Source organism: Streptomyces sp. JNUCC 64 (genome assembly GCF_054484115.1).
The window spans coordinates 7,725,535-7,744,788 of the sequence record NZ_CM137015.1; the positions used below are offsets into that span (position 1 = coordinate 7,725,535).

A 19,254-nucleotide genomic window follows, 5' to 3' on the forward strand; every position below is an offset into this window, starting at 1 on the left:
CCGTGCCGCCCGCCCCGCCCGTCCCGGTGCTTCCTGTCCTCGCCCCGCCCCGGCCGGCGCCCGGCGCGTCGCGGCCCGCCCGCCCGAGGCCGCCGCCCGCCGTCCGCCCGGCGGCGTGGACGGAGCGCACGGCGGGGCGCGGACGGTGCCGTGTGCCCGGACGCTGCGCGACCCCCCGTCCCGGCGGCGGGCCGTGCGGGGCGCGGGGCGGCCTGCCCGGTCGCGGCGGCGTCCCAGCCCGCGCGTGCGCACGGTTCGGGCCCTCCCGCCCGACGGGCGCCCCCCGCGCGGCGACGCCTGCCCCTAGCCTTCCGGCAGCACGGGAGAAACGGCACTCCGCCCGGCCCCGGCCCGGCCGGGTACCGCCGAAGCCGCCCCTCCGGGCCCGGACCGCCGGGCCGCGCGCGTCACCGCACCACCGGCACCGGACCGCTGGATCACCGTGAGATCACCGCCGGACCCCGCGCTCGCGGAGGTCACGGCCCCTACCCCTTCTCGGAGGTTTGCCCATGCTGGAAAGCATCGTTGTCGTCGGCGGGGGAACGTCGGGGTGGATGACGGCGTCCTATCTGAGCGCCGCGTTCGGCGACCGGATATCCGTCACCGTGGTCGAGTCCGACCGGGTCGCGACCATCGGCGTGGGCGAGGCGACCTTCAGCACCGTGCGGCACTTCTTCGCGTACCTCGGACTGGACGAGCGCGAGTGGATGCCCGCCTGCAACGCGACCTACAAGCTCGGCATCCGGTTCGAGGACTGGCGGGCCCCCGGGCACCACTTCTACCACCCGTTCGAACGGCAACGGGTGGTCGACGGGTTCACCCTGCCCGACTGGTGGCTGGCCCGCCGGGGCGACGCCACCGCGCCGGGGGCCCGCCGGTTCGACGAGGAGTGCTTCCTCGTCGGCGCCCTGTGCGACAACGAACGGTCCCCGCGCCACCTCGACGGCACCCTCTTCGAAGGGGGCCTCCCCGGCCGCGCGCCCGGCCGCAGCACCCTCACCGAACAGGGCACCCAGTTCCCCTACGCCTACCACTTCGACGCCGCGCTGCTCGCCGGGTACCTCAGGGACTACGCCGTCGCCCGGGGAGTGCGGCACGTGGTGGACGACGTGACCCGGGTGGCCCAGGACGAACGGGGCTGGATCACCCACGTGGCCACCCGGAACAGCGGCGACCTGGCCGCCGACCTCTTCGTCGACTGCACCGGCTTCCGCGGGCTGCTCATCAACGAGGCCGTGGGGGAGCCCTTCGAGTCGTACCAGCGGACCCTGCCCAACGACAGCGCGGTGGCGCTGCGGGTCCCCGTCGACATGGAGCGGCGCGGACTGCGCCCCTGCACCACGGCGACCGCCCAGGCGGCGGGCTGGATCTGGACGATCCCGCTCTACGGCCGGATCGGCACCGGCTACGTCTACGCCCGCGACTACTGCGAGCCCGACGAGGCCGAGGCCACCCTGCGGGCGTTCGTCGGACCGGCCGCCGACGACCTGGAGGCCAACCACATCCGGATGCGGATCGGGCGCAGCCGCCGCTCCTGGGTCCACAACTGCGTCGCCGTCGGACTGTCCAGCGGGTTCGTGGAGCCGCTGGAGTCCACCGGCATCTTCTTCATCCAGCACGCCGTCGAACAACTCGTCAAACACTTCCCGGACGCCCGCTGGGACCCGGCGCTGCGCGACTCCTACAACGGGCTGGTCAACCGCTGCATGGACGGGGTGCGGGAGTTCCTGGTGCTGCACTACTACGCGGCCGCCCGCCAGGACAACGCGTACTGGAAGGACACCAAGACCCGGAAGATCCCGGACTCCCTCGCCGAGCGGATCGAGCAGTGGCGCGCCAAACTGCCGCACGCCGAGTCCATCTACCCGCACTACCACGGCTTCGAGGCGTACTCCTACGTCTGCATGGTGCTCGGACTCGGCGGCATCCCGCTCACCGCCTCCCCGGGACTGGGACTCCTCGACCCCACCGCCGCCGAACGGGAGTTCCGGCTGCTGGCCGCCCAGGCCGAGGACCTGAAACGCGCCCTGCCCAGCCAGTACGCCTACTTCGCCCAGTTCCGCTAGCCACGGCGCCGGGAGCGGTGCGTCATGACGGAGTTGACGACGGCGGGGCCGCACCTGATCGCCCTGCTGGGAGCGCTGGTCCTGGTCGCGGCCGTCGGCCGGCGGGTCGCGGGCTGGCTGCGGCTGCCCCTGGTCATCGGGGAGATCCTGGTCAGCCTGCTGGTCGGGCCCGCGCTGCTGGCCCTGGTGGGCGAGCGGCGGTTCGCGGTGCTCTACCCCGAGCGGCTCGCCGACCTCCTCGCCGTGGTCGGCGAGACCGGCCTGGTCCTGTTCCTCGTCGGCGTCGTCCACGGCCTGGAGCACGGGTCGGTGGGCATGTGGAACCGGGGGCTCGCCCGGGTCACCTCCGGGGTGTTCCTGCTGCCGGTGGTCACCGGGCTGCTGTTCGCCGCGTGGGTGCTGGGGCCGGGGGGCGAGGCGCTCCGGGGCGACGCCCCCCGGCCCGCGCTGGTGGTGATGCTGGTGGTGGCGATGAGCGTGACCGCCGTCCCGGTGCTCGCCGCGATCATCGACGAACGCGGACCCGGTCTCGGCCGGTCCGCCCCGCTCTCCCTGCTGGCCGCGATCCTGCTGGACACCGTGGCGTGGCTGCTGCTCGCCCTCGCGCTGGGGCTCGCGGCGGGCGGCCCGCGCGGGGTGGCCGGGGCGTTCGCCGCGCTCGCCGCCGGGGCCCTGGTGGTCCGGGCCGCCCGGCCGCTGCTCGCCCGCCCCGGGGTGGTGGCGGCGGCCCGGCGGTTCCCGGTGGCGGCGGCCTGCTGCCTCGGGGCGGTCTCGCTGGCGTCGGGGGCCGGGGCCAAGGGGGCGGGACTGACCGTCGTCCTCGGGGCGTTCCTGGCCGGGATGCTGCTGCCGAAGACGCCGGACGCGCCCTGGGAGCGGATCGTCGAGCCGGTGGCCCGGTCCGGACGGCTGCTGCTGCCGGTGTTCTTCGTGGGGACCGGGATCACCCTGTTCACCGAGGACCGGGCCGCGCTGCCCTGGACGGCGACCCTGCTGTGCACCGCCCTGGCGATCGTCGGCAAGGTCGGCGGGGGCTTCCTCGGCGCCCGCTGGGCGGGGGAGGACCGGCTGACCTCCCTGCGGGTGGGGGTCCTCGTCAACACCCGGGGGCTCACCGAGATCGTCGTCCTCCAGGTCGGCTACACGGCGGGCGTCCTCACCCCGGGACTCTTCCTCGCGATGCTGGTCATGGCGCTGACCACCACCGGACTGACCGGACCGCTGCTCTCCCTGATCGACCACCACGCGGCTCGCCGTGAGCCGCGCACGCTCCGAGGCGGTACGCAGTGAACCTGTCCGACCAGATCACCCCCACCCGGTTCCGCGCCCTGATGGCGGGCTTCCCCAGCGGGGTCGCCGTCCTCACCGCGGCCGACACCGCCTCCGGACGGCCCTGGGGCATGACCTGCTCCTCGGTGTGCGCGGTGTCGCTGACGCCACCGACCCTGCTGGTGTGTGTCCGGGTGGGCAGTCCCACCCTCGACACGCTGCTCCGGGAGGGGCTGTTCGCGGTGAACCTCCTGCACGACGGGGCCCGGGCCACCGCCGAACTCTTCGCCTCCGGGGCGCCGCACCGCTTCGAACGGGTGCGGTGGGAGCACGGCGCGGGCCGGGGCGGACCCCATCTGGTGGAGGACGCGCACACCGTCGCGGACTGCGCGGTCAGCGGCCGTCAGGTGGTCGGCAGCCACACCGTGGTCTTCGGCGAGGTGTACGGGGTGCGCCAGCACCGGGCGCCCCGGCCCCTGCTGTACGGACTGCGCCGGTACGCGGCCTGGCCCCCCGAGCCGGAGCCCTCGGCACCCGGCGCGCGGTGACCTGACACACCGTCACCCGTGTTACTAGGAAGATGAGTTACCTGTCCCGTAGCCCGTAGCCCGTAGCCCGTAGCCCGTAGCCCGTAGCCCGTGGCCTTCGGCGGCCCGCGACGCTCGGCAGTCGCCGGTGGTCCGCGGCCCGCGTGCCCCGCCCGGACGGCTCACCCGCCGTCCGGGCGCTCGCCGTCCGGGCCCCGGTCGTCCCCGGCGAGCAGCCACTCCACCGCCGCCCCGGCCGCCGCGGCGGTCCGCTCCGACGGCCGTCCGGACAGGGTCAGCAGCCGGTGTTCGGCGGTCAGGGCGTCGGCGGCCGTCCGCGAGGAGCGCGACGGCACCGGGGACGCCCCCGCGCCGTGCACGATCAGCGTCGGCGCGGTGATCGCGCCGAGCACCCCGCGCGGCTGGAGCCAGAACACCTCGTTGAGCATCGCCCGGCCGAGCGCCAGCCCGGGGGAGTACCGCACCCGGCCCTCCGCCACCAGCTCACGGCCCGTCACCTCGTCCAGCATCCCGTCCCGCCACCGGCCCGACCCGTCGACGAAGCGCTCCTTGTAGTCGATCAGCGGGTCGACCAGCACCAGCCGGCCGATCTCGTCGCCGCGCCGCGCCGCGTACCCGGCGGCCACCCCGCCGGTGAGGCCCGCCGCCACCAGATCGACCCGGACGGCACCGGTCCGCTCCCGCAGCAGCCGCAGCCCCGCGCCGATCACGTTGAGCAGCCCGGACAGGCTCAGTTCGGCCTGCCGCCCCTCGCTCACCCCGTGCCCGGGCAGATCCGGCCGCAGCACCGTCACCCCGCCCCGGGCCAGGGCCCCGGCCACCGCCGTGTACAGCCCGCCCTGCTCCCGGGTCGCGCCCTCGGCGTGCAGCAGCAGGGCGGCCCGTGGCGTTCCGCCGCCGCTCTCCGCCGTGGTCAGGGTGGCCGCGAGCCACAGTCCGTCCGGGGTGCGGACCCGGGTGCGGGCCCCGGCCCCGGAGGAAGCGGGCGGCGTCGGATCGGGCATCGCGCCCTCCGTTCGGCTTGGCGGTGCGGAGGGCCAGCCTGCCCCCACCCGTCACGCGGGGGACCGGCGCACCACGGATTCCGCTGGCTCGCACGGTGTGGAACGCCACCCCGCGCGCACCCGGGCCCCCACGGGTGACACAAACCGTCAGGACCCGCCCGGGAGGGGGGATGTGGGCCCGGTCGGCGTCCCCGCACGATAGGCGGCGTGGGCTCGGCGCCCGGACCGGGGCCCTCCCCGGCCGTGTGCCCGCCCGCGGGGCGGCGGACGGCGGTGGCGCCCGCCCTTTCGGCCCCGCCCCGCCCACGGCTCCCCGCGGAGCCCCATGAACCCCGTCCCCGTCCTTCCTTAAGGAGTCCGGTGCGCAGGAACGGCCCGGCGGCCACGGGAACCCCCCGTCCGTCCCTCACCTCGTCCGCCGCCCCGTCGTCCCCCACGGGCCCGTCCGGCGCGCCTGCCCGGGCCAGACCGGTCGTCCCCGCACAGCCCCACGCGGCTGCCTCCGTCCCGTCGCCCGCGGCTGCTTCCACCCCCTCCCACGCGGCGCCCCTCCCGTCCCGCCCGGCGTCCCTCGCCCACCTCCGCCCGGCGTCCCCCGCCCGCCCCGCCGTCCGGCCCAAACGGATCACCGTGCTCGGCGCCGGGGTCGCCGGGCTGGTGGCCGCCCATGAACTCGAACGGCTCGGCCACCGGGTCCAGGTGCTGGAGGCCCGCTTCACCCCCGGCGGTCGGGTCCGCACCCACGGCTTCGCCGACCGGGGCCGGGGCCCCCTCGTCGAACTGGGCGCCATGCGCATCCCCGCCGCCCACCACCTCACCATGCGGTGGATCGACCGGCTCGGCCTGAGCGACCGGGTCCGGCGCTTCCGCCCCCTCTTCTCCGACGACGCCAGCTACCTGGAGACCCCGACGGGCCACCTCCGGGTCCGCGACGCCTCCCCCGCCCTGGTGGAGGAGTTCCGCCGGGGCCTGCCCCCCGGCCACCGCTACCGTCCGGAGACCGTGCTGTGCGCCGCCTGGCTCGCCGCCAGCGTGGACGCCGTCGCCCCCGGCTCCTTCGGCCGCGCCCTGCTCAGCGGGGTGCACGCCGAACTCCTCGACCTCCTCGACGCCATCGACGTCCGCCCCTACCTCGTGGACGGCCCGGTCGCCCGCGTCGACCTCAACCGGTTCTTCGCCCACCACCAGAAGTTCGCCGCCGAGGGCCGGTTCCGCTACTTCTTCGACGACGTCGTCACCGAGACCTCCTCGGCCCTGTTCCGGCTCGACGGCGGCATGGACCAGATACCCGGGCGGCTCGCCCGGCGGCTGCGCGGCCCCGTGCGCTGGGGCCAGCGGGTGCTCGCCCTGCACGTCGGGTCCGACGGGGTCCACGTCGACGTCCGGCACGGGCTCTCCGTCCACCGGCTGCGCTGCGACCACGTCCTGTGCACCCTGCCGTTCTCGGTGCTGCGCCGGATGCCGCTCACCGGGGTCGACCCCGACAAGTCCGAGGTCGTCAACGACATGCAGTACTGGCCCGCCACCAAGATCGCCGTCCACTGCCGCGAGGCGTTCTGGGAACACGACGGCATCAGCGGCGGCGGCTCCTTCACCGGCGGCCTCGCCCGGCAGACCTACTACCCGCCGGTGGAGAGCGATCCCCGGCTCGGCGCCGCCCTCCTCGCCAGCTACACCATCGGCCCCGACGCCGACGCCCTCAGCGAGGTCCCCCGGGACAAGCGCGTCGGCGCCGTCATCGGCGAACTGAGCGCCGTCCACCCCGAACTCGCCGCGCCCGGCATGGTCCTCGGCGCCGAGAGCCAGGTCTGGGGCGAGGACCCGCTGAGCCGGGGCGCCGCCTCGGTGCGGTGGAGCAAGGACCCCACCACCGCCGAGGAGGAACGCGCCCGGGCCGCCCGCCCCCAGGGCCCCCTGTTCTTCGCCGGGGAGCACTGCTCGGCCACCCCCGCCTGGATCGAGGGCGCCCTCGCCTCCGGACTCTCCGCCGCGCACGAGATCCACGCGTACACCGCTCCCCGCCGGGTGACGGCCCCGGGCCACCGCGCGACCCCCGGCGGCGCGCGATGACCCCGGACGACCACCGCACCCGCGACCAGGAGGACCGATGACCGCTCCGCAGGACGCCACCCCCCGACCCCGGACGCGGTACACCGATGTGCTGATCGTCGGCGGCGGCCCCACCGGCCTCGCCACCGCCCTGGAACTGCGCTCCCGAGGCGTGGACTTCGTCCTCGTCGAAGCCGGTGACGGCGGTGTCACCCACCCCAAGGTCAGCAGCATCGGCCCCCGGTCCATGGAGTTCTTCCGGCGCTGGGGGATCGCCGACCGGATCCGCCGGTCCGGCTGGCCCGGCGACCACAGCCTGGACGCCGTGTGGGTCACCCGGATCGGCGGCCACGAACTGTTCCGGCTGCCCCGCCACACCATGGACACCCGCCCCCCGTTCCGGCACACCCCCGAGCCCGACGCCATCTGCCCCCAGCACCTGCTCGGCCCCCTGCTGCGCGCCGAACTCGGGACGCGGCCCCACGGCCCGGTCCACCTGTCCACCCGGATGGACCGCTTCGAGACCACCCCCGACGGGGTCCGCGCCCGCCTCACCGACCGCACCACCGGCCGCACCACCACCCTGCGCGCCCGCTACCTCATCGCCTGCGACGGCACCTCCTCGCCGATCCGCAAGACCCTCGGCATCACCGCCCCCGCCCGGCACCGCACCGAGATCTTCCGCAACATCCTCTTCCGCGCCCCCCGGCTGCGCGAGGAACTCGGCGCCCGCAACGCCAACTTCTACTACCTGCTGATGTCCTCCGCCCTGCGCTTCCCGCTCCGCGCCCTCGACGGCGCGGGCCTGTACCGGCTGACCGTCGGCCTCCAGGGACACCCCGACTCCCTGGTCGACCCGGACGTCCTGGTCGGCCGCGCCCTCGCCCACGAGACCCCCTTCGAGGTGCTCTCCGACAACACCTGGCACCTGGTGCACCGGGTCGCCGACACCTTCCGCGCCGGACCGGTGTTCCTCGTCGGGGACTCCGCGCACACCCTCTCGCCCTCCGGTGGCTTCGGGATGAACACCGGCATCTGCGGCGCCGCCGACCTCGGCTGGAAGCTCGCCGCCACCCTCGACGGCTGGGCCGGACCCGCCCTCCTCGACAGCTACACCACCGAACGGCGGCCGGTCGCCCTCGAAGGACTGGAGGAGGCCAACCGCAACCTCGTCCGGGCGATGGGCCGCGAGATCCCCGAAGCCCTCAACGACGACACCCCCGAAGGCGAACGCTTCCGCCGGGTGATCAGCGCGGGGCTGGCCCGGGGCGAGGTGGGCCGGGAGTTCGACGCCCCGGAGATCCACCTGGGCTTCAGCTACGCCGACTCCCCGCTGGTGGTGCCCGATCCCACCGTCCCCGCCGGGGCCGCGCTCGACCGCCGCCCCAACACCCGCCCGGGCTCCCGCGCCCCGCACGTCTGGCTGCGCCCCGGCGCCTCCACGCTGGACCTGTTCGGCACCGGCTTCGTCCTGCTGGCCCGCACCCCCGACGAACGGCTCGACGGCTTCGCCCGCGCCTTCGCCGACCGGGGCGTCCCGCTCACCGTCCACCCCGTGACCGCCCCCGAGGTGGCCGCCGTCTACGAACGGCCCTTCGTCCTGGTCCGCCCGGACGGCCACGTCGCCTGGCGCGGCGACCGGCTCCCGGACGACCCCGCCGCCGTGGCCGCCCGGGTGACCGGCGCCGACACCCCCGGAGCCCGCCCGTGACCCCCGCCCCCGCGCCCGCCGCGCCGCCCCCGTTCACGCTGACCGGCTGGAGCGCCGAACGGCTCGCCGACCCCTACCCCGTCTACCGGCGCTACCGCGAGGCGTCCCCCGTCCACCCCGCGCCCCCCGACCCCGCCGGACCCCCCACCTACCACGTCCTCGGCCACGCCGAGGTCACCACCGTCCTCGGGGACCCCGCCTACGGCCGCAGCGCCCGGCGCGCCGCGCGCGGGGACGCCGGGGCGCCCGCGCTGGTGCCCGCCCGGCACACCGCGCTGCGGACCATGGTCGAGAACTGGCTGGTCTTCCTGGACCCGCCCCGCCACACCGAGCTGCGGGGCGTCCTCAACCGGGAGTTCTCGCCCCGGGTGGTCACCGGACTGCGCGACCGGATCCACGCCCTCGCCGCCGACCTCCTCGACGGCCTGGCGCGCGAGGTCCGCCGGGAGGGCTCCGCCGACCTCGTGGAGTCCTTCGCGGCGCCCTTCCCGATCCTGGTGATCTCGGAACTCCTCGGCGTCCCGCGCGCCGACTGGGCCTGGCTGCGGGCCCGCGCCGTCGACGTCCAGGGGGCCAGCGGCAGCCGCGCCGCCCTCGACCCGGACGCCCACCGCACCGCCGACGCCGCCGCCCGGGAGCTCACCGCCTACTTCCTCGAACTGGCCGGCCGCCGCCGCGCCGAACCCCGCCCCGACCTGGTGTCCCTGCTGGTCACGGCGGGCGCCAGGGGAGAGCCGCTGACCGACGACGAGACCGTGGCGACCTGTGTGCACCTGATGACCGCCGGGCACGAGACCACCACCAACTCCCTCGCCAAGGCCGTCCTCACCCTCGCTGCCCGCCCCGCCGCCTGGGCCCGGCTGAGCCGGGAACCGCTGGTCCCGGCGACCGCCGTGGAGGAACTCGTCCGCTTCGACCCGCCCGTCCAGGCGGTCACCCGCTGGGCCTACCGGGACGTCACCCTGGGCGGCCACCGGGTGCCGCGCGGCAGCAGGCTCGTCGCCCTGCTCGGCGCCGCCAACCGGGACCCCGCCCGCTTCCCCGACCCCGACGCCCTGCTCCTCGACCGCCGGGGCCGGGCCCTCAGCTTCGGCTCGGGCATCCACTACTGCCTGGGCGCCACCCTCGCCCGCGCCGAGCTGGAGATCGGCCTGGGCCGCCTCCTCGCCGCCCTCGACGACCTCGGCGGGCTGCGTCCGCCCGGGGAGCCGTCCGCCCCCGGCGCGCTGACCGTGGACGAGGTCGCCTACCCCTACGACCTCGTCTTCCACGGTCCGTCACGGCTCAGGCTGGCCCTGCGCTGAGGTCCGGCGCCGCCGCGCGCACCAGCACCCGGTCGAGGTGCGCGCACAGCCGCCCGGCCGGGTCCGGGTCCGGCAGGTCGACCACGGCGGCCACGTGCCCGTCCGGCCGGACCAGCACCAGCCGCGCGCCCCGCACCTGGTACGCCCGGTGCGCGGCGGATTCCCCGGACGGCACCGTGTGGGTGGTCACCATCCCCGGGTAGCGGTCGTCCAGGGCGTCCGCCAGCGCCGGCGCGTCCACCGAGGGGGCGTCGGCCGCCCCGCCGTCGAAGCACAGCAGGTGGTAGCCGCTCCCATGGGTCAGGTCCAGCACGCTCCGCCCCGCCGGGTCCGGCGGGGGGAGGGCCGACGGCGAGGAGACCGACGGCGGGGACAGCGGCGCGTGCGGGGCCCGGTCACCGGGGCGCAGCCGCCCGCGCGGCGCCCGGCCCCCCGCCACCGCCCGGCTGCCCCGGTAGGTGATCCACAGCTGCGAGAAGATGTGGAAGAACAGCCGCCGTACCGGGGACAGCCTGCTCACCGCCCCGATCACCCGCGTCACCACATGGGTCCGCGCCCACACCGCCACCGCGTTGTTCCCGGTCTCCGCCCGGAACCCGAGGTCCGTGCGCTTGAGCACCGCCCGCGCGACCGGCCGCCGCTCCGCGTCGTAGGTGTCCAGCAGCCACGCCGGGGCGTGACCGTGCGTCACCTGCGCCAGCTTCCACGCCAGGTTGACCGCGTCCCCGACGCCCAGGTTGAGCCCCTGCCCGCCCGCCGGGTTGTGGATGTGGGCCGCGTCCCCGACCAGGAAGCAGTTCCCGGACCGGAACCGGGGCGCGATCCGGCTGTGGAACCGGAACATCGACGCCCACACGATCTCCCGCAGCCCCGCGTCCACCCGGAAGAAGTCCGCGAACCAGCGGTGCAGCACCTCCGGCGCCAGCGGCGCGTACGCCTCGTGCGACGCCTCCGCGGGCTCCGCCCCCTCGTGGATCCACGGCGGCACCACCCCGAACAGCCTGCACCGCCCGCTGGCCAGCGGCAGGATGCCGACGAAACCGCCCCGGGTCAGGTTCAGCCGCATCCCCCGCACCCCGAGGTCCACGTCCAGGGTGACGTCCGCGAGCATCCCGCTCTGCGGATAGGTCCGGCCCCCGAACTCCAGCCCCAGCGACCGCCGCACGGTACTGCTCGCCCCGTCCGCGCCGATCAGCCAGCGGGCGGTGACCGTGCCCGGCGTCCCGGCCGCGCGCAGCCGCGCCACCACCTCCCGCCCGGAGTCGTCGAGGCCCTCCACCCCGGTGTCCCACTCCACGGCCACCCCGTGCGCCGCCAGCGCGTCCACCAGCAGCCGCTGCGTCTCGAACTGCTCCAGCGCCAGCGCGTACGGGAACCGCGTCCAGGCCGCCGTGCCCTCGCCCGCCAGCGGCATCCGGCCCGCGTGCCGCCCCCGCTCGTGGATCGCCACCTGGGTGATGGGCAGTCCCCGGGCCACCGCCCGCTCCGCCACCCCGAGCCGGTCCAGCAGCTCCAGGGTGCGCGCGTGCACGATCGCCGCCCGCGCCTCCTCGACCGGGCCCGACCCCCGGTCCACGATCCGTACCCTCACTCCCTGCTGGGCCAGGGCCAGGGCCGCGGTGAGCCCGCTCGGCCCCGCCCCGACGACGAGGACGTCGCAGTCGTGTGCGTCGTGCATATGACCTCTCCGGGTGGCAGTCGGCGTCCGGGCCCTCACCAGGGGATGTCTGACGACTCCCCGCGGCGTCGGGGAATCGTCGGACGCCCCCCAGGGCCCGCTGGTCCTTCCCTCCGGACCGGGCCGGACCGGGGAACCGGGGTCCGGCGCCGTGCGTCGCGAGGCGGAGGCGGCAGCCCACACGGTGGGGGCGCCTCCCGGCCCTCGGGCCCGTGGGACGCCGACGACCGACGGCAACGCGGCGGGGCACGGCACCGGACCCCATGAGCCCGGCACGATCCGGAAGAGAGGACCTGGCCCGAGTCTGACCGCCCCCCGCCCCCGTCCGCATCGCGCGCCGCGCGACACGGCGGACGGTTCTCACGGCCGCCCGGCGCCCCGGACCGCCCCCGGGGCGGGGGTCCGCGACGGCCGCCGCGCCGTCCAACCCGCGCGAGTACGCGGTATCCGGCGCGCCGCCCCCGGTACGGCTTCCGGCCCCGGTGCCCGCCCGATAGGTTCGGTGCTTCCCGCCCCCCCCACCCCGCCGTCCACCGGCGCACCCGTGCGTACGCGCCGGTGGACGGCGCGGGGGAATCCGCCCCGGAGCCGCACGAGGACCGCCGATGACCCCTGCCGCCCAGGACGCGCCGACGACCCATCAGAGCCCCGAACCGTACTTCGACGACCTCGCGGACCTCTACGAACGGTTCACCCGGGTCCGCGACGCGGCCACCAGCCCGGTCCGCTCCTGGCTCGTCGACCGGCTCCCCGGGGGCCGCCGCGCCCTCGACGTCGGCTGCGGCGGCGGCAACAACTGCGTCCTGCTCGCCGACCACTACGACGACGTCACCGGCGTGGACATCTCCCGCCGCATGCTCGACATCGCCGCCGCCAAACCCAGCCGCGTCCCGGTGCGCTACCAGCACCGCGGCGCCCTGGAGCTGACCCCCGCCGCCGACGGCCTCTTCGACCTGGTGCTCTCCGTCAACGCCGTTTTCCACCTCGGCCCGGCCGACGAGGTGCTGCCCCGGCTGCGCGACCTGGTCGCCCCCGGCGGCCGGCTCGTCGTCATCGACGTCACCCGCTCCGACGACCAGGACACCGCGCCCCCCGGCGAACAGAGCGCCTACGCCTTCGACACCGCCCGCACCCTGTACGAGGTGTCCGGGGACGCCGACGCCGCCGCCGACTCGCTGCGGATGATGCTCCACCCGCGCTGGCGGGAGATGAGCGCCGCCCACATGCCCCTCACCCGCTCCGGGTTCGAGGACGCCTACCGCGCCCAGCTGCCCGGCGTCGTCCTCACCCCCGACCTCATCCCCACCATGAGCGCCGCCGTCTGGGACGCCCCGTGACCCCGTCCGGGCGCGCCGGAACCCTCAGCGCCACCGTCTGCGTGGTCGGCGGCGGCCCGGCGGGCGCCGTGCTCGGCCTGCTGCTCGCCCGCTCCGGCGTGGACGTCGTCGTCCTGGAGAAGCACCACGACTTCCACCGCGACTTCCGGGGCGACACCGTCCACCCCGCGACCCTCCAGGTCCTCGACGAACTCGGCCTCATCGACCGCTTCCACGCCCTGCCCCACCAGAAGGTCACCACCATCGGCGTGGTCCAGGACGGCCGTCGCACCGACATCGCCGACTTCACCCGGCTGCGCGTCGCCTACCCCTACATGGCCTTCGTCCCGCAGTGGGAGTTCCTCGACCTCATCACCGCCGAGGCGGCCCGCCACCCCGCGTACCGGCTCCTCATGGGCACCGAGGCGCGGGACGTGCTGCGCGCCGCCGACGGCCGGGTCGAGGGCGTCCTCGCCCGGGGTCCCGACGGCGAGCGGGAGGTGCGCTGCGCGCTGGTGGTCGCCGCCGACGGACGGCACTCGGCGCTGCGGACCGCCGTCGGCGCCCGGCCCCGGCTCATCGGCCGCTCGCTGGACGTCGCCTTCTTCCGGATCTCCCGGCGGCCGACCGATCCCGACGAGGGCATCTGCGTCCGGGTCGGCGACGGCCGGATCTTCGGCGCCACCGACCGGGGCGACTACTGGCAGATGTCGTACGAGACCACCCTCGGCGGGGTGGCCCGGGCCCGCCGCGAGGGCCTGGCCGCCTTCCGCGCCGATCTGGCCGCCCTGGTGCCCTTCCTCGCCGACCGGGTGGACGAAGTGCGCTCCCTGGACGAACTGAGCGTCCTGGAGGCCCGGATCGACCGGCTGGCCCGCTGGCACCGGCCGGGCCTGCTGTTCATCGGGGACGCCGCGCACGCCATGTCCCCGGTCGCCGGGTTCGGCGTCAACCTCGCCGTGCAGGACGCCGTCGCCACCGCCAACGCGCTCACCACCGCCCTGCTGCGGGCCCAGCGCTCCGGCGCCCCCTTCGACGACACGCTGCTGGCCGGGGTCCGCCGCCGCAGACTGGTCGCCACCGTACTGTCCCAGGGGCTGCAACGCGCCACCCAGCGCTTCGGCATCGACACCACCGTCAAGGAGGGACGGCAGCCCCCGGCGCCCCGGCTGTTCGCCCGGCGCGGTCCGGCGCAACTGCTGATGAGCCGGGTCATCGGGGTCGGGTTCCGGCCCGAGCACGTCCGCACCCCACCGGCGGCGCGCACGCCGGGGGACGGACCGGGCGGCTCCCCGCCGCCGCCCGTCCCCGCCACCGACCAGGAGAAGGGCCGTCCATGACACCAGGGACCACGTCCACGTCCCCCGACCCCGGGGAGGCGACCGGGGAGCCCGGCCCTACCGGGGAGCCCGGCGGGGCCGGAGCCGCCGACCGGATGATGTCCATGATCACCGGCTACTGGCGGACCCAGGTGGTGCGGACGGTCGCGGAGCTGTCGATCGCCGACCACCTCGCCGCCGGACCCCTGACCGCCCCCGAACTCGCCGTCCGCACCGGCGCCGACCCGGACGGGACGGCCCGGCTGCTGCGGGCCTGCGCCGCCCTCGGACTGGTCACCGCCGACGGGGACCGCCGCTTCTCCCGCACCCCGCTGCTCGACACCCTGCGCACCGGGACCCCGCGCTCCCTGCGGACCATCGCGCTGGTGCACGGCGCCCCCGGCCACTGGCTGCCCTGGGGGCTCCTCCCGGACGCCGTGCGCACCGGGGCGCCCCGCGCCGAGGAGGCGCTCGGCCGGGACATCTGGGCGCACTTCCTCGCCCACCCCGAGGAGGGCGAGCGGTTCGCCGTCTCGATGGACGAGCTGACGGCCGCCCTCACCGACGAGGTCGCCACCCTGCTGGACACCGGGGAGGCCCGGGTGGCGGTGGACGTCGGCGGCGCGGGCGGGGCGCTCGTCCACGCCCTGCTCCGCGCCGACCCCGCGCTGCGCGGGATCGTCCTGGACCTGCCCAGCGTGGCGCCGACCGCCCTCGCGGCGGCCGGGAAGGCCGGACTCGCCGACCGGGTGACCGTGATCGGCGGTTCCTTCTTCGATCCGCTGCCCCGGGGCGACCTCTTCCTGCTCAAGGCGGTCCTGCACAACTGGGACGACACCGCCTGCGCGGACATCCTGCGCAACTGCCGCCGGGCACTGGAACCCGGCGGCCGGGTGGTGGTCGTGGAGATGCCGCTCGGCCCGCCGGGCGAACCGGGCTTCGCCCCGCTGCTCGACCTCGACATGCTGGCGGTGCTGCCGGGCCGGGAACGCGAACTGACCGAGTACGACGCCCTGTTCGAAGCGGCGGGACTGCGGCGCGTCCGGGTGACCCCCACCCGCTCCCCGCAGAGCCTCATCGAGGCGGTGGCCCGCTGAGGACCCCCGGTGCCGGAGCGGCTCGGCCCGGCACCGGGTCCGGCGGCGGACGCGCGCACCGCGTCCGCCGCCTTCCGCGCGCTCAGAACGGGGCGCCCCGGGCCCGGTGGGCGCCGGGCGCGCAGACGATCCGGGTGAGGTCCACCCGCGACTGGATGGCCAGCTTCCGGTAGATCTGCCGCAGATGGAAGCTCACCGTGTGCGGCGAGATGAACAGCTCACCGGCGACCTGACGGTTCGTCAGACCGCGGGCCACCAGATGCGCCACCTTCTCCTCCGCGCCGGTCAGGCTGTCCCAGCCGGTCTGCGGCCGGGCCACCAGGTTCCAGTGCCGCCGCCGCACCCCGAGCCTGCGCAGCCGTCTGCGCACCCGCGCCGAGTCCCGTTTGGCGCCCAGCACGTCGTACCCGGCCATGGCCGTGTTGAACGCCTCGATCGCGCGGTCCCGTTCCTCCGCGCCCAGCAGCACCCCCAGGTCCTCGGTGGCCGAGGCGGCGCCCCAGGGGTCGGCGTACCCGGCCGCGGCCCGGGCCAGGGCCTCTCCGTCCCCGTCGAGCAGCGCCCGGCCGTGGGCGGCCGCCGCGGCGAGCCCCGGATGGCCGGGAGCCCCCTCGGCGACCTCCCCGGCGCACCGTGCCATCAGGGCGGCGAACTCCCGGTCCCCGGCGGCCAGCGCGGTCCGTACGCACCACGCGGTGGCCGCCGGGTCCTCCAGCACCAGCTGCCGCCGCAGCGGCTCCTGCCGCCGGGCGTCCCCCAGCACCTCCAGCGCCGGTTCGGCCCCCCTCCGCGCGGCCGTCACCTGGGCGGTGAGCAGACACCGCATCGCCCACCAGGGGGCGGGCGGTCCCGCCGCCCCCGACGGGTCCGCCGCGCGCTCCGGTCCGCCGGGCCGGCCGTGCCGGTCGGCGTGGTCCCACTCGGCCTGGCGTTCCAGGGCCTCGGCCAGATCGCCGCGCCGCAGCGCCACCGCCACCAGCACCGCCCGCAGATGCGGTTCGCACAGCGGCATCCGGGCCTCGGCGGAGGCGGCCAGCCCCGCCGTGGCGTGCCGTTCCGCCGCCGCGAGGTCGCCACGGGCGAAGCCGGTCCAGGCCCGCAGCGCGTCCAGGACCGGCGCCAGCACCCCGTTCGACTCGGTGTCGACGCCCCGCTGGACGGCCTCGACGGCGTCCGCCGCCTCCTCCAGCCTGCGCATCCTGACGAGCAGCCACGCCCTGTTCCACAGCGCGTTGTCGTGCCAGACACCGGGGTGGCGGCCGTCACCCGCCCCGGACGGCTCCAGCAGGGCCAGCGCCTCGTCCGGGCGGCCCTGCGCCCACCGGGCCATCGCCCGGATGGTGCGGGCGGCGGTCACCTCGTCCGGCCGGTGGACGGCCGCGCCGTCGAGGACCTCGTCCGCCGCCACCAGCGCGGCCCGCTCGTCGGTGTGGGAGAGCACGGTGAGCCGCAGCAGCAGCGGTGACGGTCCGTCCGGGCCGCGTTCCGCGCCGCCCGCCGGGGCGGCCCCGGCGTTCCGCAGCAGCCGGGGGACGGCCGCCGCCTCCCCGCGCAGCACCAGCGCGGTCGCCAGCCAGGAGCGCAACGGCCAGGTCACCGGGTCGGGTTCACCGGGCCCGCCCGACGTGTTCGTCTCCGGTCCGAGCCGCCGGTGCGCGGCCAGCACCCGCTCCGCGACCTCGACGGCCCGGTGCAGCGTCCCGGAGCGCACCAGCGCGGCGGTCGCGGTGGTGGCCAGCGCCAGATGGGCGGGTTGCGGGGGCCGGGTGATGTCGAGCCCGCGCAGCGCCAGCGCGGCGGCCGCCTGCGGGGAGACCGGCAGCAGCCGTTCGGCCGCCGTCCTGATGGTGTCGATGGCCTGGGCGTCGTCCGCGTGCGCGCAGTGCACGAGGTGCACGGCGGCGGCGGTGCCGTCCCCCAGCCGACCCAGGATCATGGTCGCCGCCTGCCGGTGCAGCAGGGAGCGCATCAGCGGCGGAACGGTGCCGAGGACCGCGTACCAGATCGGTTCGCGGTGGAAGGCGAACTCCTCGGCGCCGCTGTCGAGCAGCCCGGCGGCCAGTGACTCCTGGAGCGGGCCCAGCAATTGGACGGGCCGCTCGTCGGCCATCTCCGCCAGGTCCCGGGGCAGGAACGACGGGCCCAGCACCGCCGCCACCTGGAGCAGCCGCTGGGTGCCGGGCGCCAGCCGGTCCAGTCGGTCGCGCATCAGCCGTTGGAACGCGGTGGGCAGATGGGCGCCCGGGTCGGCGGCGACCGCCGAGGTGAACCCGGAGGCGAGCGGTTCGGCGGTCAGCGACACCGCGTCCCCGCCGATCCGCAGGCACCGTTCCTCCAGCAGCCCCCGCACCAGTTCCACGACCGCCTGGGGACTGCCGCCGAGGCTCTCGCCCAGGGCGCGGACGTCGTCGCTGGGCCTCGCGCCCAGCAGATCGCCCATCAGCTCGGCCACCGCCTCGTCGTCGAGGGGCGCGAGCGGGGGCAGCCACTGGGCGCGGTGAGTGGTGAGGTTGCGCAGCAGCAGGCCGTTGGCGGAGCGGGCGTCCTCGGCGCGCATGGTGAACAGCCACCGCACGGGCGCGGTCAGCAGTTTGAGGGCGAGCCCGCACAGCGTGCGCAGTTGCACCGGGTCGGCCCACTGCGCGTCGTCCACCACCACCAGCACCGGACCCCGGCGCAGCCCCGCGTCGATCTGGGCCTGGATCTGCACGGGGCCGGTGGGCCGCACCGGCCGGGGCACCCGCGCCGTCGCGGGGCGCCCGGCCGCGAGCGCCGGGGGGGTCGTCTCGTCCCCGCGCCAGGCGCCGGTGGTGGAGCAGTCGAGCACGGTGTACCCGAGGGCCTCCGCCAGGGTGCCGGACTCCTGGAGCAGCCGGGTCTTGCCGCTGCCCGCGGGCGACTCCAGCAGGGTGATGCCGCCCTGGCGGCCCTCGGCGGTCGCGAGCAGCGCCGCGCGTATCTGCTCCAGGTGCCCGTCGCGCCCACGGAGCGGGCGGACGACTATCCGGGAGAACTGGGGACCCGGGTCGTCCGGTTTTTCGAGGGTCTTCGCGTTCATGGTCTCTCCTGCGCAGGGGGGTGAGGATCCCGTGTGACGCCGGTCCGCCACCGGGCGCGGGGGCGCCGGGCCGGACACCGGCCGGGCCGCGCGGGCCGCCGGGACCCCCGGGTCCGGGGGAGGGGCGTCCGGAGCGCCCCGGCCCGCGCCGTGCGAGGGGCGCCACCGGAGACGTCGGCTCCGGTGGTCCCGGGGGAACCGGGGGAGGGGAGTGGGGACGGGTGTGTGCGACGGATGGTGTGGGCCATTTCCGCTGGCTCTCCGTGCCGCTCGGTGCGGTTGTCCGCGACTTCGGGAAATGAGGCGCCGGTGGATTGAATGTCCGACCGGATTTCGCCGCCGGTGAATGCGCGCGCGAAGACCGGCCCATTCATGAGTGCTGGATGAAGCAACCTCAGCATACGCAGGGGTCAACGCCGTCGGGAAGGGTGACTCTTCCCGGCCGTGGCCGTTCGGCCCGGCAATGCGGGTGTGATCTCCCGAACTGAATGACGGATTTCCGTCCCGTGTATTTCGTGGGGCCGGTAACGACTCCCGGGACGGTCGAACGAAACACCCTGTATGGGAATTTGATGGCGATTCAGGCGTTTCCGTTGACCTGTGAGTCAAGGGAGGGGAGTGAACCAAGTGTCGACAGAGGGGTCTGTGGGGGACCGTGCCGCCCGGAGAGGCGCCCTCCGGGCCGGCCCGTCCCCCGCCCCGCCGGTCCGGGAGGTCCGGCCGACCCGGCCGGTGCGGATGGCGTGCCCCCGGTGCCGCCCGCCGGGACGCCCGGTCTCCGGTCCCGCTCCCCGGCCGCGCGGCGGGTCCCCACCAGGTCCGGAGAGCGGTCCGG

Annotated in this window: 12 protein-coding genes; 9 read left to right on the forward strand and 3 right to left on the reverse strand. The window is 76.2% G+C overall.

Translation table 11 applies throughout. The annotated features are described in order from the left end of the window. Positions 1-509: 509 nt before the first annotated feature. Genes ACVWNX_RS31980 through ACVWNX_RS31990 form a run of 3 tightly spaced genes read left to right on the forward strand, consistent with a single transcriptional unit; the run spans position 510 to position 3,883 of the window. Positions 510-2,066: a tryptophan halogenase family protein gene (locus ACVWNX_RS31980; RefSeq protein WP_454411680.1), complete on the forward strand. Its 1,557-nt coding sequence runs from the start codon at positions 510-512 to the stop codon at positions 2,064-2,066. Between the two features lie 24 nt (positions 2,067-2,090). Then, positions 2,091-3,356, forward strand: a complete 1,266-nt coding sequence (locus ACVWNX_RS31985) for a cation:proton antiporter (protein WP_454411681.1) — start codon at positions 2,091-2,093, stop codon at positions 3,354-3,356. Further along, positions 3,353-3,883, forward strand: coding sequence for a flavin reductase family protein (locus ACVWNX_RS31990; RefSeq protein ID WP_454411682.1), 531 nt, complete (start codon positions 3,353-3,355; stop codon positions 3,881-3,883). Before ACVWNX_RS31985 ends, ACVWNX_RS31990 begins: the two co-directional genes overlap by 4 nt. Before the next feature lie 161 nt (positions 3,884-4,044). On the opposite strand, the gene ACVWNX_RS31995 is transcribed toward ACVWNX_RS31990, so the two are convergent. Next, positions 4,045-4,887, reverse strand: a complete 843-nt coding sequence (locus ACVWNX_RS31995) for an alpha/beta hydrolase (RefSeq protein WP_454411683.1) — start codon at positions 4,885-4,887, stop codon at positions 4,045-4,047. Positions 4,888-5,247: 360 nt separating this feature from the next. Between ACVWNX_RS31995 and ACVWNX_RS32000 the strand changes: the two genes are divergently transcribed. From ACVWNX_RS32000 to ACVWNX_RS32010, 3 genes are read left to right on the forward strand one after another with little or no spacing between them, the layout of a single operon-like run. Continuing rightward, on the forward strand, positions 5,248-6,957 hold the full coding sequence (locus ACVWNX_RS32000; protein WP_454411684.1) for a flavin monoamine oxidase family protein: 1,710 nt from the start codon (positions 5,248-5,250) through the stop codon (positions 6,955-6,957). Positions 6,958-6,994: 37 nt separating this feature from the next. Beyond that, complete coding sequence (locus ACVWNX_RS32005) at positions 6,995-8,647, forward strand: FAD-dependent monooxygenase (RefSeq protein ID WP_454411685.1); 1,653 nt, start codon at positions 6,995-6,997, stop codon at positions 8,645-8,647. Beyond that, positions 8,644-9,951 (forward strand): cytochrome P450, encoded by a 1,308-nt coding sequence (locus ACVWNX_RS32010; protein ID WP_454411686.1) that lies wholly within the window; start codon positions 8,644-8,646, stop codon positions 9,949-9,951. Before ACVWNX_RS32005 ends, ACVWNX_RS32010 begins: the two co-directional genes overlap by 4 nt. Here ACVWNX_RS32010 and ACVWNX_RS32015 read toward each other — a convergent pair. Beyond that, on the reverse strand, positions 9,932-11,629 hold the full coding sequence (locus ACVWNX_RS32015) for an FAD-dependent monooxygenase (protein ID WP_454411687.1): 1,698 nt from the start codon (positions 11,627-11,629) through the stop codon (positions 9,932-9,934). The genes ACVWNX_RS32010 and ACVWNX_RS32015 overlap by 20 nt on opposite strands. A gap of 605 nt (positions 11,630-12,234) precedes the next feature. Here ACVWNX_RS32015 and ACVWNX_RS32020 point away from each other — a divergent pair. From ACVWNX_RS32020 to ACVWNX_RS32030, 3 genes are read left to right on the forward strand one after another with little or no spacing between them, the layout of a single operon-like run. Beyond that, complete coding sequence (locus ACVWNX_RS32020; protein WP_454411688.1) at positions 12,235-12,966, forward strand: class I SAM-dependent methyltransferase; 732 nt, start codon at positions 12,235-12,237, stop codon at positions 12,964-12,966. Continuing rightward, entirely contained in the window at positions 12,963-14,285 is a 1,323-nt protein-coding gene (locus ACVWNX_RS32025) for an FAD-dependent oxidoreductase (RefSeq protein WP_454411689.1), read from the forward strand. Before ACVWNX_RS32020 ends, ACVWNX_RS32025 begins: the two co-directional genes overlap by 4 nt. Continuing rightward, positions 14,282-15,361 (forward strand): methyltransferase, encoded by a 1,080-nt coding sequence (locus ACVWNX_RS32030; protein WP_454411690.1) that lies wholly within the window; start codon positions 14,282-14,284, stop codon positions 15,359-15,361. The genes ACVWNX_RS32025 and ACVWNX_RS32030 overlap by 4 nt, the downstream gene beginning before the upstream one ends. An 82-nt stretch (positions 15,362-15,443) precedes the next feature. Here ACVWNX_RS32030 and ACVWNX_RS32035 read toward each other — a convergent pair whose 3' ends face one another. Next, entirely contained in the window at positions 15,444-18,419 is a 2,976-nt protein-coding gene (locus tag ACVWNX_RS32035) for a helix-turn-helix transcriptional regulator (protein WP_454411691.1), read from the reverse strand. Positions 18,420-19,254: the final 835 nt, after the last annotated feature.